General features: G+C 63.4%; 27 protein-coding genes and 1 pseudogene. 9 read left to right on the top strand and 19 right to left on the bottom strand.

Annotated features, from left to right (window positions below):
* The 7 genes and pseudogenes from GGD63_RS04505 to GGD63_RS04535 form a co-directional block, all read right to left on the bottom strand.
* Positions 1 to 339 (bottom strand): annotated as a pseudogene (locus tag GGD63_RS04505) (IS110 family transposase); the annotation flags it as partial.
* A gap of 93 nt (positions 340 to 432) precedes the next feature.
* Positions 433 to 918, bottom strand: a complete 486-nt coding sequence (locus GGD63_RS04510) for a nucleoside deaminase (RefSeq protein WP_183239710.1) — start codon at positions 916 to 918, stop codon at positions 433 to 435.
* A 13-nt stretch (positions 919 to 931) separates the two neighbouring features.
* On the bottom strand, positions 932 to 2,464 hold the full coding sequence (locus GGD63_RS04515; RefSeq protein ID WP_183239711.1) for an ABC transporter ATP-binding protein: 1,533 nt from the start codon (positions 2,462 to 2,464) through the stop codon (positions 932 to 934).
* Positions 2,461 to 3,144, bottom strand: a complete 684-nt coding sequence (locus GGD63_RS04520; RefSeq protein WP_183239712.1) for a cysteine hydrolase family protein — start codon at positions 3,142 to 3,144, stop codon at positions 2,461 to 2,463. Before GGD63_RS04520 ends, GGD63_RS04515 begins: the two co-directional genes overlap by 4 nt.
* A gap of 17 nt (positions 3,145 to 3,161) precedes the next feature.
* Positions 3,162 to 4,088: an ABC transporter permease gene (locus GGD63_RS04525; RefSeq protein WP_183239713.1), complete on the bottom strand. Its 927-nt coding sequence runs from the start codon at positions 4,086 to 4,088 to the stop codon at positions 3,162 to 3,164.
* Position 4,089: 1 nt separating this feature from the next.
* Positions 4,090 to 5,202 carry an ABC transporter permease gene (locus tag GGD63_RS04530; RefSeq protein WP_183239714.1) on the bottom strand — a complete coding sequence of 371 codons (1,113 nt, stop codon included), beginning with the start codon at positions 5,200 to 5,202 and terminating at the stop codon, positions 4,090 to 4,092.
* Positions 5,199 to 6,311, bottom strand: a complete 1,113-nt coding sequence (locus GGD63_RS04535; protein ID WP_183239715.1) for a BMP family ABC transporter substrate-binding protein — start codon at positions 6,309 to 6,311, stop codon at positions 5,199 to 5,201. The genes GGD63_RS04530 and GGD63_RS04535 overlap by 4 nt, the downstream gene beginning before the upstream one ends.
* A 397-nt stretch (positions 6,312 to 6,708) precedes the next feature.
* On the opposite strand from GGD63_RS04535, the gene GGD63_RS04540 reads away from it, so the two are divergent.
* Positions 6,709 to 7,968, top strand: a complete 1,260-nt coding sequence (locus tag GGD63_RS04540) for an allantoate amidohydrolase (RefSeq protein ID WP_183240710.1) — start codon at positions 6,709 to 6,711, stop codon at positions 7,966 to 7,968.
* A 104-nt stretch (positions 7,969 to 8,072) separates the two neighbouring features.
* Positions 8,073 to 9,446 (top strand): hypothetical protein, encoded by a 1,374-nt coding sequence (locus GGD63_RS04545; RefSeq protein WP_183239716.1) that lies wholly within the window; start codon positions 8,073 to 8,075, stop codon positions 9,444 to 9,446.
* An 8-nt stretch (positions 9,447 to 9,454) separates the two neighbouring features.
* Here GGD63_RS04545 and GGD63_RS04550 read toward each other — a convergent pair whose 3' ends face one another.
* The 3 genes from GGD63_RS04550 to GGD63_RS04560 all read right to left on the bottom strand — a co-directional run bounded on the left by GGD63_RS04550 (position 9,455) and on the right by GGD63_RS04560 (position 12,230).
* Positions 9,455 to 10,774 carry a dicarboxylate/amino acid:cation symporter gene (locus tag GGD63_RS04550; protein WP_183239717.1) on the bottom strand — a complete coding sequence of 440 codons (1,320 nt, stop codon included), beginning with the start codon at positions 10,772 to 10,774 and terminating at the stop codon, positions 9,455 to 9,457.
* Between the two features lie 85 nt (positions 10,775 to 10,859).
* Positions 10,860 to 11,873, bottom strand: coding sequence for a formamidase (locus GGD63_RS04555; RefSeq protein ID WP_183239718.1), 1,014 nt, complete (start codon positions 11,871 to 11,873; stop codon positions 10,860 to 10,862).
* A 135-nt stretch (positions 11,874 to 12,008) separates the two neighbouring features.
* Complete coding sequence (locus tag GGD63_RS04560) at positions 12,009 to 12,230, bottom strand: hypothetical protein (protein ID WP_183239719.1); 222 nt, start codon at positions 12,228 to 12,230, stop codon at positions 12,009 to 12,011.
* A 351-nt stretch (positions 12,231 to 12,581) separates the two neighbouring features.
* Here GGD63_RS04560 and GGD63_RS04565 point away from each other — a divergent pair, with 351 nt between their 5' ends.
* Positions 12,582 to 12,764, top strand: coding sequence for a hypothetical protein (locus tag GGD63_RS04565; RefSeq protein ID WP_183239720.1), 183 nt, complete (start codon positions 12,582 to 12,584; stop codon positions 12,762 to 12,764).
* 24 nt (positions 12,765 to 12,788) lie between these two features.
* On the opposite strand, the gene GGD63_RS04570 is transcribed toward GGD63_RS04565, so the two are convergent.
* The 3 genes from GGD63_RS04570 to GGD63_RS04580 all read right to left on the bottom strand — a co-directional run bounded on the left by GGD63_RS04570 (position 12,789) and on the right by GGD63_RS04580 (position 15,466).
* Positions 12,789 to 14,165, bottom strand: coding sequence for a VWA domain-containing protein (locus tag GGD63_RS04570; protein WP_183239721.1), 1,377 nt, complete (start codon positions 14,163 to 14,165; stop codon positions 12,789 to 12,791).
* A gap of 5 nt (positions 14,166 to 14,170) precedes the next feature.
* On the bottom strand, positions 14,171 to 15,118 hold the full coding sequence (locus tag GGD63_RS04575) for a MoxR family ATPase (RefSeq protein WP_183239722.1): 948 nt from the start codon (positions 15,116 to 15,118) through the stop codon (positions 14,171 to 14,173).
* Positions 15,119 to 15,265: 147 nt separating this feature from the next.
* Positions 15,266 to 15,466: a hypothetical protein gene (locus tag GGD63_RS04580; protein ID WP_018319162.1), complete on the bottom strand. Its 201-nt coding sequence runs from the start codon at positions 15,464 to 15,466 to the stop codon at positions 15,266 to 15,268.
* Positions 15,467 to 15,691: 225 nt separating this feature from the next.
* Between GGD63_RS04580 and GGD63_RS04585 the strand changes: the two genes are divergently transcribed.
* The gene (locus GGD63_RS04585) at positions 15,692 to 16,666 is read left to right on the top strand and encodes a quinone oxidoreductase (protein ID WP_183239723.1); all 975 of its coding nucleotides are present in this window, start codon (positions 15,692 to 15,694) and stop codon (positions 16,664 to 16,666) included.
* 39 nt (positions 16,667 to 16,705) lie between these two features.
* Here the strand turns inward: GGD63_RS04585 and GGD63_RS04590 are convergent, their stop codons facing one another.
* Together GGD63_RS04590 and GGD63_RS04595 are read right to left on the bottom strand one after the other, a co-directional pair.
* On the bottom strand, positions 16,706 to 16,981 hold the full coding sequence (locus GGD63_RS04590; RefSeq protein WP_183240712.1) for a hypothetical protein: 276 nt from the start codon (positions 16,979 to 16,981) through the stop codon (positions 16,706 to 16,708).
* 95 nt (positions 16,982 to 17,076) lie between these two features.
* On the bottom strand, positions 17,077 to 17,685 hold the full coding sequence (locus GGD63_RS04595) for a S24 family peptidase (RefSeq protein ID WP_018644790.1): 609 nt from the start codon (positions 17,683 to 17,685) through the stop codon (positions 17,077 to 17,079).
* A 166-nt stretch (positions 17,686 to 17,851) separates the two neighbouring features.
* On the opposite strand from GGD63_RS04595, the gene GGD63_RS04600 reads away from it, so the two are divergent.
* Positions 17,852 to 18,385: a GcrA family cell cycle regulator gene (locus tag GGD63_RS04600; RefSeq protein WP_183239724.1), complete on the top strand. Its 534-nt coding sequence runs from the start codon at positions 17,852 to 17,854 to the stop codon at positions 18,383 to 18,385.
* Positions 18,386 to 18,431: 46 nt separating this feature from the next.
* Positions 18,432 to 19,007, top strand: coding sequence for a hypothetical protein (locus GGD63_RS04605; protein WP_183239725.1), 576 nt, complete (start codon positions 18,432 to 18,434; stop codon positions 19,005 to 19,007).
* A 46-nt stretch (positions 19,008 to 19,053) separates the two neighbouring features.
* Here GGD63_RS04605 and GGD63_RS04610 read toward each other — a convergent pair whose 3' ends face one another.
* Complete coding sequence (locus GGD63_RS04610) at positions 19,054 to 19,410, bottom strand: hypothetical protein (RefSeq protein ID WP_183240713.1); 357 nt, start codon at positions 19,408 to 19,410, stop codon at positions 19,054 to 19,056.
* A gap of 194 nt (positions 19,411 to 19,604) precedes the next feature.
* Here GGD63_RS04610 and GGD63_RS04615 point away from each other — a divergent pair, with 194 nt between their 5' ends.
* The 3 genes from GGD63_RS04615 to GGD63_RS04625 all read left to right on the top strand — a co-directional run bounded on the left by GGD63_RS04615 (position 19,605) and on the right by GGD63_RS04625 (position 21,115).
* Positions 19,605 to 20,069, top strand: coding sequence for a hypothetical protein (locus GGD63_RS04615; protein WP_183239726.1), 465 nt, complete (start codon positions 19,605 to 19,607; stop codon positions 20,067 to 20,069).
* 378 nt (positions 20,070 to 20,447) lie between these two features.
* Entirely contained in the window at positions 20,448 to 20,633 is a 186-nt protein-coding gene (locus tag GGD63_RS04620; protein WP_018644785.1) for a hypothetical protein, read from the top strand.
* Between the two features lie 140 nt (positions 20,634 to 20,773).
* Positions 20,774 to 21,115 (top strand): phasin, encoded by a 342-nt coding sequence (locus tag GGD63_RS04625; RefSeq protein ID WP_183239727.1) that lies wholly within the window; start codon positions 20,774 to 20,776, stop codon positions 21,113 to 21,115.
* Between the two features lie 192 nt (positions 21,116 to 21,307).
* Here GGD63_RS04625 and GGD63_RS04630 read toward each other — a convergent pair whose 3' ends face one another.
* The 3 genes from GGD63_RS04630 to GGD63_RS04640 form a co-directional block, all read right to left on the bottom strand.
* Positions 21,308 to 21,628, bottom strand: a complete 321-nt coding sequence (locus GGD63_RS04630; protein ID WP_183239728.1) for a cytochrome c — start codon at positions 21,626 to 21,628, stop codon at positions 21,308 to 21,310.
* Between the two features lie 34 nt (positions 21,629 to 21,662).
* Positions 21,663 to 21,818: a hypothetical protein gene (locus GGD63_RS04635; RefSeq protein ID WP_183239729.1), complete on the bottom strand. Its 156-nt coding sequence runs from the start codon at positions 21,816 to 21,818 to the stop codon at positions 21,663 to 21,665.
* 77 nt (positions 21,819 to 21,895) lie between these two features.
* On the bottom strand, positions 21,896 to 22,726 hold the full coding sequence (locus GGD63_RS04640; protein WP_183239730.1) for an alpha/beta fold hydrolase: 831 nt from the start codon (positions 22,724 to 22,726) through the stop codon (positions 21,896 to 21,898).
* Positions 22,727 to 22,828 lie beyond the last annotated feature (102 nt).

Genomic DNA, 22,828 nt, shown 5'->3' on the forward strand with positions numbered 1-22,828 from the left:
CCGCGATCGCTGCTCCACCGCAATGCTCGCCGGGTCGAACACGAAGTTCATAATCCCGGCGGCCTCCAGCAGACGATGCAGCCAGAAGCCGTCGTAGCCGGCCTCGTAGCAGCTCACCACGCGCGGCACAGATCCGAGCTTATCCGCCGCCCGCCTGCGGACCTTCTCGATCAGCTCCAGCAGCCCGGCATGATCGCCGCCCTCCAGCTTGTGGCGAGACATCCGATCGCGATCCGGACTGTGCAGCGTCACCAGCCATGTCTTCTGGCTGAGTTCGACCGCAACGAAAATTGTGCCATTATGGCCGGCGGTGGGCGTGGCTGTCGTCGATGCTTGCATCTGACTCTCCGTGGGTTCGAGTGTGGAAACCCAAACCTATCGGAAAGGCCACGCTCACCGCCCATGGAATCTACGGTACTGTTTGCTGGGGACCTACTTCGTCCACACGCCGTCGTGCAGCGCTTCGGCTTCGTCTTCGAGCATCGGCCCGACGACCTCCGTCGGTCGCTGGCCGCTGGCGAAGACGTCACGGCAGGGCAGGTCCAGCGTGGGGTTCTCCGGATGGTTGCCGGTGATCCCGCGCAGACGCTCTTCACTGAGGCCATAGACGACGCGGCCGATGCCCGCCCAGTAGATCGCGCCGGCGCACATCGCGCAGGGCTCGGCTGACGAATAGAGCGTGGCCTTCGCGAGCACGTCGTGGCTCAGCGTCCGGCAGGCCTGCGTCGCCGCGAGGCGCTCGGCATGCGCGGTGCCGTCGTGATCGGGCATGTAGCCGTTCTCGCTCTCGATCAGCACCTGACCGTCCGCATCGACGACGATGCAGCCGAAGGGGTGGTTGCCATGGGTGAGCGAGCGCCGGGCGACCGCGAAGGACAAACGCAAGAAGTGTTCGTCGCGTTCGGTTGCCTCGCTCATCGCTCCTCCGCGATCAATGACCCGCCATGTGCCGGCCGACCACGGTAAGATCGGCTTCGCTGGTCCGTGCTTCATACACGAATTCGCCGTGGAACATCACCACCAGCCGGTCCGACAGTTCGAGCAGTTCGTCGAGGTCCTCGCTGACGAGCAGCACCGCCGCGCCGCGGTTGCGCGCGGCCATGATCTCGGCGTGGATCTGCGCCACCGCCGCGAAATCGAGGCCGAAGCAGGGATTGGCCGCGATCAGCACTTCGACGTCGCCGCCGAGTTCACGGGCGAGCACGGCGCGCTGCACGTTGCCGCCCGACAGCGCCGAGATCGGCGTATCCGGCGTGCGGGTCTTGATCTTGTACTGGCCGATCTTTTTCCTGGCGTCGTTGCGGAAGGCGCTGCGATTGAGCCACCAGCCGCCGCTGGCAAAGGGTGCGCGGTCGAATTCGCGGAAGGCGATGTTGTCGGCGACGCTCATGCCGCCGACGCAGGCGTTCTTCAGTGGCTCCTCGGGCAGCAGCGACATCCTATGCCGTCGCATCTCCTCGCGGCTGGCGTGATAGGGATCGCCGGCGACGCGGATCTCGCCGCTCTCGGCCTCGCGCTGGCCGGCCAGCACCTCGACGAGCTGGCGCTGGCCGTTGCCGGAGACGCCGGCGATGCCGACGATCTCGCCGGCACGGACCGTCAGGGAAACGTCGTGCACGGCAACGGCGCCGGCGTCGTCGAGCGCCCGAACCTTCTCAAGCTGCAGTCGCGCCTGACCGGCTTCGCCGGTGCGCGGCGGCTGCACCGTCAGCTCCTCGGCGCCGATCATGGTGCGCGCCATCGCATCCGGCGTCAGCTCGGAAACCTTGCCGGCTCCGGCGAGCTTGCCGCGGCGCAGGATTGTGACCTCGTCGGCGAAGGCCATGACCTCGCGGAACTTGTGCGTGATCATCAGGATGGTCAGCTCGCCCTTCACGACCATCTCGCGGAGCATGCCGAGCACCTCGTCGGCTTCCGCCGGCGTCAGCACCGAGGTCGGCTCATCCAGGATCAGGAAGCGCCGCTTCAGATAGAGCTGCTTGAGGATCTCGCATTTCTGCCGCTCGCCGGCGGAGATGTCGGAGACCTTTGCGCCGAGCGGCACCTTGAAAGGCATCCGAGCAAGGAACGCCTCTAGCTCGTTCATCTCCTTTGGCCAGTTCACCACGGCGGGCACGTCGTCGCGCGCCAGCACGAGATTTTCGGCAACCGTCATGGCCGGCACCAGCGTGAAATGCTGGTAGACCATGCCGAGGCCGAGCGCGTGCGCGTCCTTGGGATTGGCGATGGCCTGCTCGCGGCCGCCGACGATGATGTCGCCTTCGGTCGCGTGGTAGTAGCCCATGATGCATTTGACGAGGGTCGACTTGCCGGCGCCGTTCTCACCGAGCAGGGCGTGGAACGAGCCGGGCCGCACTTTCAGCTCGACATTGTCCAGCGCCAGGAAGTCGCCGAAGCGCATGGTCATGGCGATGGCATCGACGCCGAAGGCGCCCGACGGCGGTGGCGTTTCGCCGATGATCACGAAATCGCTCCGATGAAGGCATCGGAGGTCGATACTGCGCCGAACACGCCGCCCTGCATTTTGATCATCTTCAGCGCGTGGTCGTGGTTGCTCTTGTCGGTGGCGCCGCAGCAATCGTGCAGCAGCACGCATTCGAAGCCGCGGTCGTTGGCCTCGCGCATGGTGGTGTGGACGCAGACGTCGGTGGTGATGCCTGTGAGCACGATGTTCTCGATGCCGCGCACGCGCAGGATCAGCTCCAGATCAGTGGCGCAGAACGAGCCCTTGCCTGGCTTGTCGATGATTGGCTCGCCCGGCAGCGGGCTGAGCTCCTCGATGATGTCCCAGCCGGGCTCGCCGCGGACAAGGATGCGGCCGCACGGACCGGGATCGCCGATGCCGGCGCCGATCTGGCGCGAACGCCAGCGCTTGTTGGCAGGAAGGTCGGAGAGATCGGGGCGGTGGCCTTCGCGGGTATGGATGATGTGAAAGCTTTGCTTGCGCATCGCGGCGAGCAGTCTCTTGATCGGCTCGATCGGCGCCCGCGTCAGGGAGAGGTCATAGCCCATCTTGTCGACATAGCCGCCGACGCCACAGAAATCGGTCTGCATGTCGATGATGATCAGCGCCGTGTTCTCGGGGCGGAGATCACCGTTGTAGGGCCAGGCATAGGGCTCGGACTTGACGTAGCGCTCGGGCATGGACGACCTCGTGCGTGTTATCGTGTGATCGAGAGTTCGGCGGGCGCGCCGGTCAGCGTTCGCTTCGGCGAGCACGTGATGATCATGATTGCCAGCGTCAGGATGTAGGGCGCAGCGTTGAAGAGGTGGTAGCCGGAGGTGACGCCGACCGATTGCAGTGCCGGACCCAGCGCCGCCGCGCCGCCGAAGGCGAGCGAGGCCCATAGGCAAAGCAGGGGATCCCAGCGCGCGAAGATCACGAGCGCCACGGCGGTGATGCCCTGGCCCGAGGAGAGGCCCTCGTTCCAGCTGCCGGGATAGAACAGCGACAGAAACGAGCCGCCGATGCCGGCAAGGAAGCCGCCGACCATGGTGGCGCGCAGGCGGATCAAGAGCACGGAATGGCCCATTGCGCGCGCGGCGTCCGCGCTTTCGCCGGCGGTGCGGATGAGGAGGCCCCAGCGCGTGGTGCGGAAGGCCCAATAGAGGATCGGCGCGAGTGCCACGCCGATCAGGAACAGCACGTTGATGCGCAGCGCGGCGCGGACCTGCGGGATGTCGCTCCACCAGCCGAAGTCGATGGCGGGCAGCCGCGGTGCGGTGGGCTCGATCAAGGGCTTACCGAGATAGAAGGCAAGGCCGGTGCCGAACAGCATCAAGGCGATGCCGACAGCAACGTCGTTGACGCGCGGCAGCGAGCAGATGCCGGCATGCAGCGCACCCAGCAGCGCGCCGGTGATGCCGGCGGCGAGCACGCCCAGCCACGGTGATCCCGTGAGATAGGAGATGCCATAGGCGCTCATCGCGCCCATCACCAGCGTGCCCTCGAGGCCGAGATTGATGCGGCCCGAGCGCTCGGTGATGCATTCGCCCAGGCTCACGAACAGGAACGGGGTGGAGACGCGAATGGCGCCGCCGAGGACGGCCAGCGGGACGGTCCAGAGCCCGATCGATCCGTCTGCCATCTCAGGATTTTCCCTTCAGGAATCCGATGCGGCCGTAGAGCGCATCGCTGGCGAGCACGAAAACGAAGATGATGCCTTGCAGCACCAGCACGGACGCATCGGGTAGTCCCAGGCGGCGCTGCAGCAGGCCGCCGCTGGCGCTGATGCCGCCGAGCAGGATCGCGACGGGAATGATCGCGAGCGGATTTTGCCGTGCGAGGAAGGCAACGAGGATACCGGTGAAGCCGTAGCCCGCTGCGAGATTGGCGTTGGTGCGCCCCTGCACTGCGGCGACCTCGACCATGCCGGCAAGACCCGCGGCGCCGCCGGCGAGGAAGCAGACGGTCAGGATCAGCTTGCTGACGCCGAGGCCGACGATCTTCGCAGCACGGATGTTGCCGCCGGCCACGCGCGCGGCGAAGCCGAACACGGTGTGATAGATCAGAATGTAGGCCGCGATTGCGGCGATCAGGCCGAAGACGAGGCCCCAATGCACGTCGGTGCCGGGAATGGAGCCGATCATGTTGGCGGCGCCGATCTCGCGGGTCGACGGCTTGTTGAGGCTGGCGGGATCGCGCATCAGCCCCTCGACGAGATGGTTGAGGATCGCGAGGGCGATGTAGACCAGCAGCAGGCTCGAGATGGTCTCGTTGACGCCGCGATATTGCCGCAAGCCGCCTGACAGCATGATCCACAGCCCGCCGCCGATCACGCCGGCGCAGACCATGGCGACCTGGACGACGAACGGCGGCAGGCCCTGAAGCGCGAGTGCGGCGCTGGTGGCCGACAGCGCGCCAATCAGCAGTGCGCCTTCGCCGCCGATGATGACCATGCCGAGTTGCGCCGGCAATGCCGTGCAGAGTGCGGTGAGGATCAGGGGCGCTGCGCGCGTCAGCGTATTCTGCCAGGAGAACCAGGTTCCGAACGCGCCGTAATACATGTAGAAATAGAGATCGAGCGGGTTCTTGCCGAACATCGCGACGAAGATGCCGAACACCGCGAGCGCGCCGACGAGCGCCGCGCCCGGGATCAGGACATATTCGATCGTGCCGCCATGACGCTGGAGGAAGCCGGGATCGGCGGCCGGGGCGACTGTCCCGACCGCGTCCGTGGAATCCGCCGCTTCCGCTGTCACGAAGTGGCTCCGATCACGCCCTCGACGAGGTAGTCCATCTTTTCGAGTTCAGGATCCTTCTGGCCGCGGTCGGTGCCGGCCGGGATCACCGTCTTGCCCTTGTTGTCGAGCAGTCCGCCCTTGAAGATGGCGTAGCCTTCCGCCGACAGGAATTTTGCCTTGGCCTCGTCGGCCGCCTTGCGCGCTTCGGCCGAGACCGCTTCGCCATAGGGCGAGGTCTTGACGATCTCTTCCTTCAGGCCGCCGCGGTAGAAATTCGGGATGCCTTCGCCGGAGGCGATCATCTTGACGAACTTCGGATAGAGCGCTTCCCAGTTCCACTCGGCGCCGGTGAGATAGGCCTTGGGCGCCAGCGCCGACTGGTTGGTGTGATAGCCGCAGACGAAGGCGCCGCGCCGCGCTGCGTTCTCGACCATGGTCTTGGGGCCATCGACGTGACAAGTGAGCACGTCCACGCCCTGGTCGATCAGGCTGTTGGTGGCTTCGGCCTCCTTGACCGGCATCGACCAGTCGCCGGTGAAGATCACCTGCGTGGTGGCCTTTGGATTGACGGACTTGGCGCCAAGGGTGAAGGCGTTGATGTTGCGCAGCACTTGAGGGATCGGCTTGGCCGCGACAAAGCCGAGCTTGCTGCTCTTCGACGTCAGGCCGGCGACGATGCCCGAGATGTACTGGGCTTCGTCGATGTAGCCGAAATAGCTGCCGGCGTTCTTGGGGTCCTTGTCGCTCCAGAGGCCGCCGCAGTGCTCGAAGCGCAACTTCGGGTACTTATTGGCCATCTTGATCATGTGCGGATTGTAGTAGCCGAACGAGGTCGGGAAGAGCAGGGTGGCGCCATCGAGATTGATCATAGACTCGATCGTCTTCTCGACCGCATCGGTCTCCGGCACCTTCTCCTCCTCGACCACCTTGAGGCCGGGAATCTTCTTCAGTGCCGCGGCGCCCTGTGCATGCGCCTGGTTGTAGCCGTAGTCGTCGCGCGAGCCGACATAGATGAAGCCGATGGTGGTCTCGGCCGCGAAGGCCGGGCGAAGGCCCGCTGCCGCGCCGAGGGTGAGGGCCGCGCCGCCCTGCAACAAATGACGTCGTGAAATCCTGCCAAAATCCATTGCTCGCTCCCCTTGGCGGATGCCCCGCCTTGATCTCGCGGCTGCGCCGGCTTGGCGGAGCCAGGATCAGATGTCGCAAGCTTCGTGCCAGAGATTATGAAGTGTGCAATTCTATGTAAGCATTTGAAATATATAAAGCATATGCAGCAGTCGAAACTTGGTGAGGAAAGTGGCAGATTAATTTATGAGCAATATCTTATGATTGTATGCAGTGGAGTTAAGCAGTCTTAACCGACTTCCACATGTGCATGACCGGCGTCGGACGGTCGGCCGACAAGGCGCATTCATGCTAACCACGCGCTGACCGGGACGGTGCCGGCGGATTTTCGCTGGCACCGAACTTGTATCGATTGTCGTCAGGACCGCCGTGTCCTCAGAAGATGGAAAGCTCGCCGAGATGGGCGCTGGTATCACCGTTCACGATGCATCGCTCGGCAAGGAGATCGTTCGCCGTATCAACGAGCTCGGCGCGATCTCGGAAGAGCCCGACAAGCTCACCCGCATCTTCCTCAGCAAGGAGTTGCGCAAGGCCGCGGACCTCATCTTGAACTGGATGCGCGATGCCGGCATGAGCGCGCATCTCGACGCGATCGGCAATGTCTGCGGTCGGTATGAAGGCGAGCGGCCGGGGGCGCCCTGCCTGATGCTCGGCTCGCACTACGATACCGTGCGCGATGCCGGCAAATGGGATGGGCCGTTGGGCGTGATTACCGCGATCTCCTGCGTTGCCGATCTCAACCGCCGCGGCAAGCGCCTGCCCTTCGCGATCGAGGTCATCGGCTTCGCCGATGAGGAGGGGGTGCGGTTTGCCTCGACCCTGCTCGGCAGCCGCGCGGTGGCCGGCACGTTTGACGAGAGCGTCCTGAACACGCGCGACCGTGACGGCGTGTCGATGCGCGATGCGCTCGTTCAGTTTGGGCTTGATCCCGATCACATCGGCGCCGCCGCGCGGGCCCGGCGCGAGCTGCTCGCCTATCTCGAATTGCACATTGAGCAGGGACCGGTGCTGGAAGCGCAGGACCTGCCCGTGGGCGTCGTCACCGCGATCGCGGGCGCAACACGGCTTGCCGCGCGGCTGACCGGCATGGCCGGCCATGCCGGAACGGTGCCGATGGCGCTTCGGCGCGACGCACTCACTGGCGCGGCCGAATGCATCGCTGCAATCGAGCAGTTCTGCCGGACCGACGAAGGCGGCCTGGTCGGCACCGTCGGCTACATCCAGGCGAGGCCCGGCGCGACCAATGTCATTCCGGGCGAAGTGTCGTTCACCATCGATATGCGCGCGCCGACCGACATGCACCGCAAGCGCGCGGTTGCCGACGTCGTCCGCCAGATCGAGGCGATTGCAAAGCGGAGGCAATTGGCACTCCAGCTCGATGTCACCCATGAGAACCGCACCGCGCCCTGCGCATCCTGGCTGAAGGAGCAGATCGCGCAGGCGATCGCTGCGGAAGATCTCTCCGTGTTCGAGCTGCCGAGCGGAGCGGGTCATGACGGCATGGCCATGATCGACATCGCCGACGTCGGCATGATCTTCGTCCGCTGCCGCGGCGGCATCAGCCATCACCCGGACGAGCACGTCGAGCTTGCCGATGCCGACGCAGGCGCGCGGGTGCTGCTACGGGTGATCGAGAATTTCAGGCCGCGCGCGGCCTAGGTGAGCATCACGAACCCGCAAGTCACCGGGTAGAGATACGAATCAGTCATGCTTAAAATGGTGGCCGCCATCACCGGTCACGAGACATCAGCCGATTGAAGCATATGAACAGCGACATCTCCTTTCCGTCACATCGTGAGAACCGGTTTTACCAGGGGGTGGCCGCGACCTTCGTCGCCAACGCCCTCCAGGCGGTCAATTTTCTCGGCGATCGATTCCTGAGACAATCGCATCATTCGCTGTCGGCCATTGGGGACCTCTACCGGCACTCGATGGACAGCGCCTTTTCGGTGACCGAGGCCTTCCTCGTCACCGGCGCGCCGCACGCTTCCGCCTATTACCCGCGCGACTTTGCCTGGTTCTATCCCGACGTCCTTGATCCAGAGACCATCATGGATGCGCAGGACGCTGTGCGACGGGCCCGTCTGCTCGAAAAGAGCGTTCGCCTCCTGCTGGAGGCGGTTCGCGCCGACGTCGTCACGACGACCATCGTTCCGGCGGGACGCGGGCGGTATCTCGGCGTGAACTATTTCTCGCGTCCTTCCGATACGCTGCTGGGCATTCTCGCAGGTCTCCAGCAGATGCTCTCTGCCGAGGAGAGGGTGTCGTCCTATCTGGCGATGTCGCAATGCGCGCATGCCGGCCGTCTGCTGCTAGCCGAATATGGCGGGGACCTGAGGCGGGCGATCCTGAAGCTTGCAAGCGAGCTGGAGCCGTTCGACGCTGACGGCACCAGATATTTGCTGTGCGACGCCAGCGGCCCGCGCTCCGCGGCAACGGACACGCGGGCCGAGCGCCGGCGTTTTGTCACCAATGCCTGCGTCTACACGACGTTTGTGTGGGGCGTGCAGTTCGGGATCGTCAGCGAGAGCGAGTTGAAGCGGCTGCTCGGGCGCGACCTCGCGCAGTACAAGAAAGACCTGCTCCGCCTGTTCGGCAAGGACGGCTATATCAGGCATTCCCTGGATGGGCCGGCGGGCTCGCCGGCGTCCTCGGTCGCGCTGGATTTCGTCAGCGTGCATCGTGGCTTCTGGGATATGAGCGAGGCGAGCGAGCGCGCGCTGTTCGCGGCCACGACAGATCTGGTCATCGCCGAACCGCGCTTCCGCATCCCCAGCACGTTCCACTTCCTGGTGTCGGCGGATAATCCGCGCAACAAGATGATCCACAAGATCGCGGCGCCGGCCTACCAGGGGCGCTCGTCCTGGCCTACGTTCAACGTCGAGTTTGCGGATCGCATGCTGGACTTTGATGAGGCCTCAGGGAGCGATACCTACCGGGCTTGCGCGCAAGGGATATTGAAGGACATTCGCACCGCGACCGAGGTCCACGGCGGCTATCAGGAACTGATCTCGGAGCAGGGGCTGAAGTATCGCACCTGGGCCTACAAGGGCGCGGTGGCCCACTCCTGGTTTCCACGCTTCCTGTCGGTCTGGAGGAGGGCGTACGGGACGCCGCTCCTCCAGTGGAATGACTGATCCGCGGGCTACCCGGCAGTCACGTCGACTAACTCGCCGCCTTCGAGCACCTTGGCCGCCTTGGCCCGGTCGAGATCGCCTTCCCATGCCGCGACCACGACCGTGGCTACGCAGTTGCCGACGAGATTGCCGAGCGCACGGGCCATGCCGATGAACCAGTCGACCGACAGCACCAGCACGAGGCCGATTGCGGGGATGCTTGGCACCGCGTTCAAGGTCGCCGCCAGGATCACGATGGCCGAGCCCGGCACGCCGTGTGCGCCCTTCGACGTGATCAGGGAAACGCCGAGCACCAGCAGGAGATCGCCCAAGGATAGGGGAGTGTTGGTCGCCTGGGCGATGAAGACGACGGCGAGCGTCAGGTAGATGGAGAAGGCGTCGAGGTTGAAGGAATAGCCGGTCGGGATGACGAGCCCGACGACCGAATCCTTCACGCCCATACGCTCCAGCTTCTTCATGATCTGCGGCAGCACCGCGTCCGAGGATGCAGTCGCGAGCACGATGGTGAGCTCCTCGCGCAGGTAGGCGAGGAATTTGAGGATGTTGATGCCGGCGAGCGCCATCACGCCGCCGAGTACGCCCAGCACGAAGATGCCGACCGAGACGTAGAACAGCATCACCAGCGAGACGAGCTGCTTCAAGGAGCCCACGCCGTATTTGCCGACGGTGTAGGCGACCGCGCCGAGCACGCCAAGCGGCGCGACACGCACGATCAGTCCCATGACACGGAACAGCACGGTGGAGGCCGCATCGATGATGGAGGTGACGAGCGCGCCCTTCTCGCCGCCGACGAGCGCAAGGCCGATGCCGAACAGCACCGCGAAGAACAACACCTGGAGCACGTCGTTGCGCGACAGCGCATCGAAGGAGGTGGTCGGGATCACGTTCATAAGGAAGGCACCGATGCCGCCGCCGGACAGCTTGTGGGCGTTGTCGGCATAGGTGTTGAGCGCCTTGGCATCGAGCGTCGATGGATCGATGTTCATGCCGTGGCCGGGACCGAACAGGTAGGCGAGCAGCAGGCCGACGACGAGGGCCACCGTCGTCATGACCTCGAAATAGACCAGCGCCTTGACGCCAACACGGCCGACCTTCTTGAGGTCGCCAGCGCCGGCAATGCCATGCACGACGACGCAGAACACGATCGGTGCCACGATCATCGAGATCAGCTTCAGGAAGGCGTCGCTGAGAATCTTGAGGCTGATGGCGAAGTCCGGAACGGCTATCCCCAGGATGACGCCAAGCACCAGCGCAGCCAGGACCTGGACGAACAGCGAGGTGTAGAGCGGCTTCGGCTCGGCGACGGGTGCCGTGGCGATGGTCGACATAATGCACTCCCCTTTGACGCGTCTTGGACGTCACAAAGGAGCAACAACCGTGCCAGAATGTCGCGGTTACGCCCGAGAAACCGGGTTATTCCGCCGCCTTCGCCATCCTGCCGAACATCCGTGTCGGGGCCGGGAAGCCACACGAGGTGCCGTCGGTGACCTTCACCTGATCTTCCCATGGCAGGCGGAAAGTGCCGGCGACCATGTCCTGCATGAAGCTGTAGGGGCAGTCCATCGCGCCGCCCTTCACCGCGACATAGCCGCGGTGCCAGAGCTGGTAGATGTTGTTCTCGACGCCCCAATTGACGCGGGCCTCACGTACGAGGTCCGGCCGGACCTCGGCGGTGATGATCTCGTCGGCGCGGCCGGTGGTGCCGTGCGCGAGAACACTGCCGTCGAAATTGACGATCATGCCTTCGCCCATGGAATCGAACGAGCCGTCCGAGCCGCACATGCAGACATTCGCCGTAACCATCAGGTTCTGGAACGAATTGGCCTGGTTGGTGAAGCGCCAGGCTTCGCGGATCGGCGCGGTGTAGCCGGCGGTGCGGATCATGATCTCGGCGCCCTTGTAGGCGCATTCCCGCGCCATCTCCGGGAACATGCCGTCATGGCAGATGATCAGCGCGATCTTCGCGCCCTTCGGACCCTCGATCACGGGAATGCCGATATCGCCGGGCTCCCATGGCTCGACCGGAATCCAGGGATGAAGTTTTCGGTAGTAGAGCTTGATCTCGCCGTGGTCGTCGATGATCAGGCCGGAATTGTAGGGATTGCCGTGCGGGTTGAACTCCATGATGGAGAAGCAGCCCCAGATCTTGTTGTCGACACAGGCCTGCTTGAAGGCTGAGACCTCCGGTCCGTCGAGCCGGCACATGATCTCCGGATTGGTGTCCATCGAGAGGCCGTGCAGCGAGTATTCTGGGAAGATCACCAAATCCATGGTGGAGAGATTGCGGCGGGCCTTGCCGACCATCCAGACGATGCGCTCGGTCTGCCTGGCCAGATCGGCCGGGGTCACGACGTTGGGCAGTTGAAGCTGCACAAGTCCGACAACCACGCCGTTGGGAGATTTGTTCAGCCCGCCAAGCCCGTTCATGACCAGCTCCCTTGCCTGTCCGGCGCTGCGTCGTTGCGCGCCCGATCTTGTCGCAAGAAGCAAATCCGATTTCGGCGAGAAGCTAAAGATTATTTTTCAGGCGATGGCGCAGTTACGCGGCAGCAGGCGATCTCGTCACGCGACGAGATCCAGCAGCCGGCATGATCCGCGGACCAGCACCTTGCGTCCCGTGGGTGTCATGGCAGGCACGCCATCATTCATGACAACGAGGCCGAGCTTGATGAGGCTTTCCACGACATAGGCCTTCGCGAGGCGACCGTTCGATACCGGGTTGCGAAGCGCCTTCAGCGCTTCCCACTGGTCGGATGAAAGATCGAAGTCGAAATCGTTGCTCATATTGCCTCAGGCGATCGTCCGGTTCGCGTGCCCCTGTTAGCGGCGCTGCATGAAGACCGTGCGACGACAATGAGTCGGGAATTCGGTCAGCTGTTTAGAACCTCTCTTCACAAATTGCCGCACTTCGTTGCGTCACAAGAGTTAAGATCGTTTGCGCACGAATATGGTCCCGATCTCCGATCACTAATTGATGATCCGCACTTGATGTTGCGCTGCGAACTATCGCGGTGCACGGGAAGCATCGCTGTCCCATTCTGCGTCGCGATATGCACAGAAATCATGAGGCGAGGGGTTCAGGACTCTGTTACCTTGATTTCCGAGGAATGGCTTCACACGGCAGGAGTGGAGTGCATGAACAGGCTGGTGGAAATTCGCAGTCAGGAATCCCTGTGTCGCGAGCGCGCTGCGCTGGATTCAGAGCGTCGGATGTTCTGGCTTGCGCAGGCCCAGGAGTGGGAGCAGCGTGCGCTCGACGAAATTGCGTATCACTTTCGCGAGTGCAACCTCGTTCCGGCCGAGTTGACCGCCGCCTGACACCAGAGAGGGCGTCGTCGCCGCCTACTGATAAGTCGCCACGATATCGGACACCGCGCGCTCGAGCTGTTGTGCGGTGGCGCATTGGCGCACGACGCTGCAAAAGGTCGCGTAGCGCGGCATCTCGGAATCGCCAAAGCCCCAGGCGAGCCGCCCCTCGGGATTGAGCCAGACCAGCCGCTTCGAGCGCTCGGAGATGCGGCGCAGGATATCGGCGCGCGGGTCGAGATTGTTGCTGCGTGCGTCGCCCAGCACGATCACCGTGGTCTGTGGTGTCAGCGTGCTCATGAAGTCCTTCTCGAAATCGACCAGCGAAGAGCCGTAGTCGGACGAGCCGAAGCCGACCTTGGACATGATCTCGGCCATCGCTTCTTCCGGCGATTTCGTCTCCAGGATCTGGCTGACCTCGATCAGATGCGAGGAGAAGGCGAAGGAGCGGACGTCGTCAACGACTTCGTGCAGGGAGTGGATCAGCAGCAGGAAGAAATCGGACACTTGCGCGACCGAACCCGAGACGTCGCAGAGCGCCACGATCTTCGGCCGGTCGCGATGCTTGCGCTTCCAGGCCGTAAGGAAGGGGACGCCGCCCCAGGCGGCGTTGCGGCGGAGCGTGCGGCGGACGTCGAGATGGCCGCGGCGCTGGCGCTTGCGCGGCTTGGAATAGCGCTCGCGCAAGCGCCGCGCGATCTGGCGGATCAGGGCGCGCATCTCGGCGACCTGACGGCGCTCGATGCGTGCGAGCGGCGCGTTGCGCAGGATCTCGTTGCGGAGGTTTTCAGCTTCCTCGCGGGCATAGAGCGCAAGTCCCTGCGAGACGGTGTCGCGCACCGCTTCGCGCAGGGCATCGAGCGCGGCGCGCAGACGCTCGGCCAGTGCCGGGTTGCTTGCGGTCAGCCCGTCGAGCTCGTCGCGCAGGCGCTGGAGGCCCATGGCGTCGAGGATGCGGCTGGAGAAGATGCCGCGCTGGGTGGAGTAGCGGATGTCGGACAGGGACGCGGCGCCGGCGGCACTGGCTATCGCGGCCGCGATGGCATTGCGATCCTGCGACAGCAGCATCTGCGCGAGCGGGCCCAGTTCCTGTTGGGGTGAACCGCCGCCGGCATCGCCGGCCGCACCGGAAGAGGACGCTTGATCCGTATCCTGCGAGGCATCCTGGTCGACGCCCTCGGGCTGGTCCCGTCGCGGCTCGGGCTGGCTGAAGAACAGATCGAAGCAATCACCGAGCGCGAGCTTCTCGTCCTGTGATTTGGCGAGCGTCAGCAGCAGCGCGTCGCGCAGGATGGTCCGGTCGGAAAAGCCGACCTGCGACACCGCGCGCATCGCATCGATGCTCTCGGCGGGCGAGACATGAACGCCGACGCCGCGCGCCGCCCGAAAGAAACGATGGAGGTTCTCTCGCATCGGCGTCAACCGAAGACGTTGGACCGGGCCGCCTTGGCAATGAAGGTCGTCACCTGCGGCGCTGCGGCCTCGATGTCGGCTTCGTATTTCAGAAGCACGTTAAGGGTGTCCTTGACGGTATCGGTGTCGAGCTCTGTAGCCTGCAGCAGCACCAGGACGCGGGCCCAGTCGATGGTCTCGCTGACCGAGGGCAGCTTCTTCAGATCCAGCGAGCGGATTTCGTGGATGAAGCCGACCATCTGCCGGCGCAACGTCTGCGAGATGCCGGGCACGCGGCTTTCGACGATGCGCTCCTCCAGCCGCTGCTCGGGGAAGCCGATATGCAGATGCAGGCAGCGTCGCTTCAGGGCATCGCCCAGGTCGCGCTCGCTGTTGGAGGTGAGGATCACCGTCGGCGGCGTGATCGCCGAGACGGTGCCAAGCTCGGGGATCGTGACCTGGAAGTCGGACAGGATTTCCAGCAGCAGCGATTCGAATTCAGCGTCCGACTTGTCGATCTCGTCGATCAGCAGCACGCAGCCGCCCGGCTGCTCCAGCGCCTGGAGCAGTGGCCGCGGCTCGACGAACTCCTTGGAGAAGAACACGTCGCCGAAATCATGCAACTGGTCGAGCGCGGCGTGCAGCGTTTGCGCGCCGCCGAGCACTTCGCCGAGCTTGTCCTTGAGGATCTGGGTGTAGAGAAGCTGCTTGGCGTATTTCCATTCATAAAGCGCCTTGGCCTCGTCGAGACCCTCATAGCATTGCAGGCGGATCATCTTCATGCCGCGCCAGGCGGCGATTGCCTTGGCGAGCTCGGTCTTGCCGACGCCCGCCGGGCCCTCGACCAGGATCGGCTTTTCGATCTGTTGCGACAAATAGACGGCGGTCGCGATCTGCCGGCTCGCGATATAACCCTGCGCGGCGAGGCCGCTCTCCACTGCCTCGATCGAGGTCAAGGCCTTCTGTTCAGCCACGAAAGGGCGCTCCCAAAGATCCTGCTTTGAGGCTTGTTCTGCCTGCGTTCCCGGCAAAGAACAAGCCTCGTTTGGGAGACATCAGATCCGCGTGAGCGGCGTTTTTTCCGTTCAGCGCAAATAGTTGAGCGGTTCTTTAGGTCGCGTTCAGTGCCGCAACAGCTCCGGCTTGCGGATCGTCTGCCGGACCTCGGCGCCGCAATCGGCGCATTCATAGACGAAGTCGATCTTGGCAAGGCTCCAATGCGGCTCGACCTCGCGCACATACATTGGCAGGAACCCCATGCAGGTGGGGCAATTCACAGGCGCGATCTCGATATCCTGATGATGCTGTACATAAGCTGGCATCTCGGCTCTCCTTCGCAGGCGACCACCAATCCCCGCGCAAAAGCTACTGCCGGTTGCTCCAGAGCCGTCATCAACTCTTTCGAACAGAGGCGGAACGGCGGGCGTTTGTCGTTCGCTGTGACATTCTTGTTACGCCTCTGTACTGTAACGGGCGGACCAAATGCCTATTTCTCCGGCCGATCCGCATTTCTCGGACCGTCACTGCAACGATAAGGGAGCAACCCCATGACGCATGCCATTCGTTTTCACAAGACCGGCGGACCGGAAGTCCTGGTCTGGGAAGAGGTCAGTGTCGGCAAGGCCGGACCTGGCGAGGCGCGCATTCGCCACACGGCCGTCGGCCTCAACTTCGTCGACATCTACAACCGTTCAGGTCTTTATCCCGCGCAATTGCCGAGCGGGCTCGGCAGCGAGGCGGCCGGCGTCGTTGAGGAGGTCGGTTCAGGTGTCACCGATCTGAAGCCGGGCGATCGTGTCGCTTATGGCGCTTCGCCGCTTGGTGCCTATTCCGAGGCGCGGCTGATCCCCGCCGACCGTCTCTTGAAGCTGCCCGATGGCGTCGATGACAAGACCGCGGCGGCGATGATGCTGAAGGGACTGACGACGCAGTACCTGATCCGGCAGACCTACCGGGTAAAGGCCGGTGACACCATCCTGCTCCATGCCGCGGCCGGCGGCGTCGGCCTCATTCTCAGCCAGTGGGCCAAGCATCTCGGCGCGACCGTGATCGGCACGGTCAGCAACGACGAGAAGGCGAAGCTCGCCAAGGCGCATGGCTGCGACCATGTGATCATCTACACACGCGAGGATTTCGTGAAGCGGGTCGACGAGATCACCGGCGGCAAGAAGGTGCCGGTGGTATACGATTCCGTCGGCAAGGATACCTTCCTGAAATCGCTGGATTGCCTCGCGCCGCTCGGCGTTGCCGCGCTGTTCGGCCAGTCATCCGGGGCGGTCGAGCCACTCAATCTCGGCCTGCTCGCCCAGAAGGGCTCGCTCTACGTCACCCGGCCGACGCTGTTCACCTATGCTGCCAAGCGCGAGAACCTGGTGGCGATGGCGGGCGAGTTGTTCGACGTCGTCAAGTCCGGTGCGGTGAAGATCGAGGTTCACCAGACCTATCCGCTGAAGGACGCGGCCAAGGCGCATGCCGATCTTGCCGCGCGCAAGACGACGGGATCGACCGTCCTCCTGGTGTAATATTCGTCCGGACGCTGATGCAGGCCGCCGCGGCCTGCGTCACGTCCGTTCGTGCTTGCGCAGGTCGCGGACGTGATCGAGGCGCATCGCCTGGAGATCGACGTCCTCGGGCTCGATCTGTGGGAGGGCTGCCTCGGCCAGGATGGCTTCGGTGACATCCTCGACCGAGTTCTCCACGATCTCGTGGATGAACGAGACGTTCCGATACTCACCCGAGGCGAGGCGGGAGATGACCTCGCGTCTGGTGATTTCAGGATCGACGACCGCCTCGCGGCCGCGTCGCCCGTAGTCAATCATCACGACGAAATACTGCATGAAATGACCCTGCCGCCCCCATAGTCGGGTGCGGCAGAGTTTTCCGAAAAACAGAATCAAGTCAAGGTCGATTTCCAAAAATCGGCCTCGGGCGCCTACTTGCCCTTCTTGCGGGGACGAGCCGACTTGGCGCGCAGCCGTTCGAGCTGCCCCTTGGGCATGGAGAGACAGATTTCCCCGACCCAGTCGAGCTTGACGCCGACAATCGGCTTGGCGTTGAAGCTGGTGAGATTGACGACGGAGGGGGATTTGCCCCGCTCGATGGTCTTCAAATAGCGTTCGCCGGTCTTGAGCCGGACCACCGCCTCTTCGCCGTAGAAGCTGGACAGCGGGTGGCGCTGGTCCTTGTAGACCACGATCACGTCGCCGCTCTCGTACTTGGGCAGCATCGAATCGCCGACGATCTCGAAGGCGACGGTCTCTTCCATGATGGGAAAGGGCAGCGCGATGTCGCCGAGACCTTCCGGGGGAACCTGCTCATAGTCCGGCTCGATCACGGCGCCGGCGCCGACGCGGCCCATGATCGGCGCGAGATTGAGCTCGAGATATTCCATGATCGGAATGATTTCCGACGCCTTCACCAGGCGCTCGCCGCCGAGGATCTCCGACACCGCGCCGGGCCGCACGCCCATGGCAGCTGCCAGGCCGCCCTTGCTCTTGCCCGTCTTCTCCAGGCCCCGCTCGATCATAGCAACGTCCAACATGGTGATTCCCTCGATTGCCCATCGTGTCGCCTCTTGTAATCCGAAATTCGGAATTGATGCAATTATGAATATCAGAATTCCTGCTTGACACTTGCTTCGGAATACCGGAATGTGTGTCCCGCCTCCGGATCGTGCGGTCGGAGGAGGCGCATCACAGGACAGCATCATGGAACCGGGCCTTTGGCCGTCGGAACACTCCGACGTGCTTCGCGACTATTTTCTCAAGGGAATGTCTTATGCTGAGATCGGAAGGCAGATTAACGCAAGGTTTGGAACGGCTTACACGCGCAACGCGGTGGTCGGTCGCGCCAAGCGGCTCGGGCTTGTCGTACCGGAATGGATGACGAGCCCGTCGATCGCGCCGGCTTTGCCGGGCGAGGCCGGTCTGCTTTCGCCGCGCCGATCGGCATTGCCGAACCTGAATCTGCCGCCGAAGTCCGCAATGAAGCCAGCTGCGCGGGTCAAGCTGCGTTGCGTCGGCGTCCAGCCGCGCCTGATCGGGCTGGTCGAACTCGAGGCGGCCGACTGCCGCTATCCCTACGGCGGCGACAGGGACGGGGAGGAAATCACTTTCTGCGGCCATCCGCGCCAGGCGGGTTCCAGCTATTGCGCACCGCATGCGCGCCTGACGCGCCGTTGCGGAGCTGCGTCCGCCCGCATCGCAGCTGCTGTCGTGCTGAGGCTGGTCTCCCCCGCCTGAAGCCGCGCCGTCCGTTCAATCATCAGTCTTGCAAGGAGCATCCCGAGTGGCACGTGCCCGACGTAACAAATCCTACAAATTGGCGCAGATCTACGACCGGCGGTCGCGGGAGGTGCCGTTCAATGCCGAGGTGGCGGAGGTGGAAGTCGACAATCCGCTCGCGCTCGATTCCGGCGAGAAGATCCTGGCCATGCGGTCGGTCCGCAGCGATCCGCTCGGCCGGCTGTACGCGCACCACCAGATCGACGAAGCGCAATATCGCGGTGGGCGCGCCTTCCAGAACGATTGGGAGCGGGCGGAGCGAGGCCCTCAGGCGGTAGATACGACCCGCGAATATGTCGATGGGACAGGCACGCGCGAGCCTGTCACCGAGAGCCAGCGACAGGCGGTGCTGCGGCTGAACCGGGTCGAGCGCGAACTCGGCACCGACGGCGCGGCACTGGTGCACGACGTGCTGGTGCTGGGTCTGACCATGGATCAGATCGGGCAGCGTCGTGCCGTCCGTACGCAGCGCTGGAACGATTATTTTGCGCGGCGGTTTCGCGAATGCCTGGATCGGCTGGCGCTGGTCTACGGCTTTGCGACGGAGACGGGGACACGGCGTGCGGACCGGTCCAGATGATTGCGGCACGCCGGCGGTCTCGGCCGCCGGCGTGCCGGCCTGCTGCTTACGGATGAGGTACAATCGGGTAGGGCGTGGTGTAGGGTTCGACGCGGAGCGAGGCGTTGGCCAGAAGTCCGATCCTGGCGGTCGGCGCCTGCTGCAATTCACCGTTCGGGCCGCGATGCACGTTGTATTGCCAGACGGTGAGGTCGCCCTTCTGTGCCAGCGCATGTGCAACGGCGCTCGCATCGTTGCCGCCGAGCGCCTGCAGCTCCTCCGCCGACAATCCGACGACGATTTCGTCCTTGATGGTAACGATCTTGAACAGGTTCATCCTGGTCTCCTGCGCCCATGCGCCTTGTATCGAGAAGGTGAGAAGCGCGACCGCGGCGCCCTTGATGAGATCGCAGCGAGAAAGCATGCCGTCGTCCTTGTGCTGAGGCGCGCCCGAATCGATCAGTTCATCAGCCATGGCGCCCGTGATCGCGTGGCCGTTTCGCAAACGCTTGGTCGTTCGATCTTGAACAACGGTTCACGGGCAGAGATATCGCCGGGAGCGATGAACCTTGATGCGAAGAGGCGAGTCCAAGCCGAAGGCTCAAGGGGATATGTTGGATGAAATTCGCCGGAACTGTTTACCTTCTCGTCTGTGTCGGCGCCGCGGGCACTGCTGCGGCCGCAGATCCCTTCTACATCGGCACCTGGACATTCACGGCCGCCGTGGTCGCGCCGTGGGCCGATTCGCAGCGCAAGCCTGACGGCACCGAGCGGGAGCGGCTGATGGGCAAGGCAGTCGTCCTGAAGGCGAAAGAGATATCGGGGCCGCGCCCCTTTGCCTGTGCCAAGCCGCAGTACAAGGTGGCCGATTATGGCCCCGACATGATCTTCCAGGGCGCAATCGACGAGATGCAGCGTGTCGACAAGAAGGCCGATCCGAAGGCGCTTGCCGCCTCGCTCGGCTTTGCCGGCACGTCAATCAAGACCTTGGAAACAGGCTGTGAGATCGACGTTCATTTCGTCGACGATACAACCGCCGAGGTGGGACTCAACAATTACGTGTATACGCTGAAGAAGCGCTAGGCGCCTCCGCCAACGCCCATTCACATCTGAAACAAGGCGAAATGCAGTGCGGATTGACAGCAATCGGTGTTGCGTGCGTGATTTAATGCAGCTTCTTGACGCAGGTGGGTGACGACGGCTCATATTCCTGTTATCCGGAATTGCGGTGGAGCGATGCAGGCGAAGCATCGCCAATCCGGTGGTTGGGCTTGCCGGACGGGTTGTTCCTTGGCATAATTGCAACCTCCTCGGTTGAGCCCGGATGTGTCGTCGAGCGTGCTAACCTGCCGGGGTCTCCGGCCGAGAGTTGTGCTCGCCATGGCGTCCGGTTGTGGTGTTCGGTTCTCGCGTGGACCCAGATGTCAGTTCAGGAAGGCCGATGCTTGTCATAGGTGCGAGATGAAAAACCTCAACTTCGCGGCTGAACTGCACCTCAAGCTCGGCGCGCCTGCGACCGGCACCGTGGAAAGCCTGCGCCTGCTCCGCGCTTTTCTGAAGCTCGCGCCTCGACAGCGTTTCGAGGTGATCAAACTCGTTGAAGACCTCGCGACCGAAGAAGCCCTTCCCGAACACCCCCTGTCCTGAGCCGGACCGCGCGTCTCACGCCTTGTTCCCTCCCTTTCCTGCCCAAGCCAGCCTCCCCGGGGGTGTTTACCCCGGCGTTCGCTGCTGGAAGGCGGTCCGGCAAGTGTGGTAACAGTCAGGAAAAAGGGAGGAGTGCGACCATGATCGAACCGAAGCTCGAAGTTCCGGCCGAACTGCGCGACCTGGCCGAGAAGACAATTGACCAGGCGGAAAAAGCATTCGGAATGTTTTTCGAAGCCGCCACGAAATCGATGACGACCGTTCCGGGAGCCGGGACGGAGGTGTCTAAGCAGGCGCTCGCTTTCACCGAGCAGAACATGAAGTCGGCATTCGAGCATGCACGCAAGCTCGTGCATGCCACCGACCTTCAGGAAGCGATGCGGATCCAGTCCGATTTCCTGCGCAGCCAGTTCACCAGCGCGGGAGATCACATGCGCCAGATGACCGGCAGTCTCATGCAGTCGGGCAAGGGCAAATCCTGATTCCTGATCTGTGTACCAGCTGCCTACAAATTGATCTTGCGCGGCACGAAGATCCGCATTTCGATACTGGCGCAGGTCCATGATGGCCCACCGAATGATGTCTCATTCGCCGTCCATCATCCTTTCTGCTGATCCCTGTCGGTTCTCCGGCAGGGATTTGCATTTGTGGCAGATGTCGCGATCGGTCAGCCTCTAGGGACGCAGTGATCCGATGTATGCCGCGATGTCGCCAGCCTCGCTCCGGCTCAAGGGAAAGTTCGGCATCTTCGGATGCGGGTCGAGCAGGAAGAAGGCGAGCTTCTCCGAACTGAACTCCGGCCGTCGCGCAACGGATGCAAAAGAAGGGACGTCGGCGCTGGCTGTCGCCTGGCCATTGGCCACGACGTGGCAGCTTGCGCACCAGCGCTTGGCGAGGTCGGCACCGTGACCGGCATCGGCGGCCAGAGCAGAGGACGAGCCCAAGCTCGAGGTCACGACGAGCAGCAGGCAAATTCGTCTCAAATGCTGGTGCATAGGGCAACCTTCGTGCGTTCGCCCGGGGCCGTGCTCATCCACAGCACGATCCCGGAAATTGCGAGAGATCGATGCGGGCGATGATCGATCGCAGCAGCCTGCGGGTCGCACGATAGAGATGCCGCGCGAATAACGGCGTTCTCGTCGCGGGCAGGCCGAGGCCTTCAAGACTTTCGGTATAGTGCGACACGTGTCTCTCCGACGCTACATAGCCTTTCTAGCCTGCCGGCCCGGATCTGCCTTGATCTGCCGCAAAGGCTCTTCCGGCTAATAGTCGCCGGGGTTCATGATCATCGGGCTTTTCGTGTCGGCCGGGGCGAGTGCGCTGCTGGCGCTGTCGCGCAGGAAGCGGTCGAGCGTCGCCTGGATCTTCTCCTTGATCGCGTCGGGGCCGCGGTCGCTCATCTCGGTGTGCTGTGCGCCGGTGTGGACGATGTCGATGCCGCGCGCCTTGGCCTCCTCCGGCGTGGGCAGCACACCCGGGTCGGTCAGGAAATGCGGATCCTTCGAGCGGAACGACAGGATCTTCATGTTGTCGCTAAGGACGAAAGGCACCCTCAGATTATCGAGCGTGATCACTTTCGACACCAGCTCCGGGTGCTGGCGGGCGACATACATCGAGACGTCGCCGCCGTTGGAATGGCCGACGAGGGTGATGTGGTCGTAGTCGACGTTCTCCTGCTGTCGCTTCAGTTCGCCCAGGGCGAAGAGGATATTCGCCTCGCAGCGGATATAGACTTCACGCCGGCCGACATATTGCTGACCGACATGGGTCATCAGCGGCGGGTCGCTCGGCAGGTCCTGCTGGATGCTGGCAACGAGATAGCCGCGCGCTGCAAGCACGTTGGCGAGGAAGGAATACTCGGTGGCCTTGACGGTATTGCCGTTGCTGATGATGGCAAGCGGCAGCTTCCAGAGACCGAGATTGGCCTTGGTCTCGTAATCGCGTCGCACCGCGATCTCGACCGAGATCGGCCGCTGGCGCGAGGCGTCGAACAGGGTCAAAGTCTCATGGCGGATCGCGAACTGGCTGACGACGAAATATTCGCTGACCCCGAGGAGGCAAAAAAACGCCAGGACTGCAAACACCCTCTTCATGATTCCGTCCCAATCACTTTCGACTGAAAATGGTCATTGGCAGCCCCCCGATCGAGCGATCGTGAGCAGGTTAAGGGATTAAATTTAGGCAAGTCTGTGCGC

The sequence above is a fragment of the Bradyrhizobium sp. cir1 genome (assembly GCF_014198245.1).
Taxonomy (GTDB): Bacteria; Pseudomonadota; Alphaproteobacteria; order Rhizobiales; family Xanthobacteraceae; genus Bradyrhizobium.

What these genes read in the sequence shown, in the direction of transcription:
- GGD63_RS04510 (WP_183239710.1), bottom strand. Translation starts at nt 918, where the DNA reads ATGAGCGAGGCAACCGAACGCGACGAACACTTCTTGCGTTTGTCCTTC.
- GGD63_RS04520 (WP_183239712.1), bottom strand. Translation starts at nt 3,144, where the DNA reads ATGCCCGAGCGCTACGTCAAGTCCGAGCCCTATGCCTGGCCCTACAAC.
- GGD63_RS04525 (WP_183239713.1), bottom strand. Translation starts at nt 4,088, where the DNA reads ATGGCAGACGGATCGATCGGGCTCTGGACCGTCCCGCTGGCCGTCCTC.
- GGD63_RS04535 (WP_183239715.1), bottom strand. Translation starts at nt 6,311, where the DNA reads ATGGATTTTGGCAGGATTTCACGACGTCATTTGTTGCAGGGCGGCGCG.
- GGD63_RS04540 (WP_183240710.1), top strand. Translation starts at nt 6,709, where the DNA reads ATGGGCGCTGGTATCACCGTTCACGATGCATCGCTCGGCAAGGAGATC.
- GGD63_RS04545 (WP_183239716.1), top strand. Translation starts at nt 8,073, where the DNA reads ATGAACAGCGACATCTCCTTTCCGTCACATCGTGAGAACCGGTTTTAC.
- GGD63_RS04550 (WP_183239717.1), bottom strand. Translation starts at nt 10,774, where the DNA reads ATGTCGACCATCGCCACGGCACCCGTCGCCGAGCCGAAGCCGCTCTAC.
- GGD63_RS04555 (WP_183239718.1), bottom strand. Translation starts at nt 11,873, where the DNA reads ATGAACGGGCTTGGCGGGCTGAACAAATCTCCCAACGGCGTGGTTGTC.
- GGD63_RS04560 (WP_183239719.1), bottom strand. Translation starts at nt 12,230, where the DNA reads ATGAGCAACGATTTCGACTTCGATCTTTCATCCGACCAGTGGGAAGCG.
- GGD63_RS04565 (WP_183239720.1), top strand. Translation starts at nt 12,582, where the DNA reads ATGAACAGGCTGGTGGAAATTCGCAGTCAGGAATCCCTGTGTCGCGAG.
- GGD63_RS04570 (WP_183239721.1), bottom strand. Translation starts at nt 14,165, where the DNA reads ATGCGAGAGAACCTCCATCGTTTCTTTCGGGCGGCGCGCGGCGTCGGC.
- GGD63_RS04580 (WP_018319162.1), bottom strand. Translation starts at nt 15,466, where the DNA reads ATGCCAGCTTATGTACAGCATCATCAGGATATCGAGATCGCGCCTGTG.
- GGD63_RS04585 (WP_183239723.1), top strand. Translation starts at nt 15,692, where the DNA reads ATGACGCATGCCATTCGTTTTCACAAGACCGGCGGACCGGAAGTCCTG.
- GGD63_RS04590 (WP_183240712.1), bottom strand. Translation starts at nt 16,981, where the DNA reads ATGCAGTATTTCGTCGTGATGATTGACTACGGGCGACGCGGCCGCGAG.
- GGD63_RS04595 (WP_018644790.1), bottom strand. Translation starts at nt 17,685, where the DNA reads ATGTTGGACGTTGCTATGATCGAGCGGGGCCTGGAGAAGACGGGCAAG.
- GGD63_RS04600 (WP_183239724.1), top strand. Translation starts at nt 17,852, where the DNA reads ATGGAACCGGGCCTTTGGCCGTCGGAACACTCCGACGTGCTTCGCGAC.
- GGD63_RS04610 (WP_183240713.1), bottom strand. Translation starts at nt 19,410, where the DNA reads ATGCTTTCTCGCTGCGATCTCATCAAGGGCGCCGCGGTCGCGCTTCTC.
- GGD63_RS04615 (WP_183239726.1), top strand. Translation starts at nt 19,605, where the DNA reads ATGAAATTCGCCGGAACTGTTTACCTTCTCGTCTGTGTCGGCGCCGCG.
- GGD63_RS04620 (WP_018644785.1), top strand. Translation starts at nt 20,448, where the DNA reads ATGAAAAACCTCAACTTCGCGGCTGAACTGCACCTCAAGCTCGGCGCG.
- GGD63_RS04625 (WP_183239727.1), top strand. Translation starts at nt 20,774, where the DNA reads ATGATCGAACCGAAGCTCGAAGTTCCGGCCGAACTGCGCGACCTGGCC.
- GGD63_RS04630 (WP_183239728.1), bottom strand. Translation starts at nt 21,628, where the DNA reads ATGCACCAGCATTTGAGACGAATTTGCCTGCTGCTCGTCGTGACCTCG.
- GGD63_RS04640 (WP_183239730.1), bottom strand. Translation starts at nt 22,726, where the DNA reads ATGAAGAGGGTGTTTGCAGTCCTGGCGTTTTTTTGCCTCCTCGGGGTC.